Source organism: Aquirufa nivalisilvae (assembly GCF_004307455.1).
Classification (GTDB): Bacteria; Bacteroidota; Bacteroidia; order Cytophagales; family Spirosomataceae; genus Aquirufa; species Aquirufa nivalisilvae.
Genome location: NZ_SEWX01000029.1, coordinates 1 through 358, shown reverse-complemented (window position 1 = coordinate 358; position 358 = coordinate 1). Strand labels below are relative to the sequence as shown.

The window sequence follows — 358 nt, the reverse complement described above, 5'->3', positions numbered from 1 at the left end:
TGACTTTGCTCTTACTATTAAAATAAGAATTGTCATTATCCTTGTCTTGAATGCTATTTTTTCTCTTCATAACCATTTTAACTGGTTACAAACTTTTTCCTTTTATCAACACGTCAAAGAACTCTTTGTACTTCTCTCCTTAATCCCTTAAAAACTCTCAGGCAAAAAAAATTGAACTAACATGTTCGCTTCTTTTTTTCCTTCAACTTTTTAAGCCCTAAGGCCTCTGTACTTCGAACGACTGCCGTTGTAGTCGCTAAATCGGAGTGCAAAGATGTAGGTTTATTTTCCTTATTCCAAATCATTACACAAAAAAAATTGAGATTTATTACTAATTCGCTGAATATCAAAGAGAAAA

Annotated in this window: 1 protein-coding gene; it reads right to left on the bottom strand. The window is 32.1% G+C overall.

Annotated features, from left to right (window positions below; genetic code table 11):
- Positions 1-176: 176 nt before the first annotated feature.
- Positions 177-358, bottom strand: a 182-nt coding sequence (locus tag EWU22_RS13535; RefSeq protein ID WP_231962914.1) for a hypothetical protein, incomplete at its 5' end; no start/stop codon positions are given.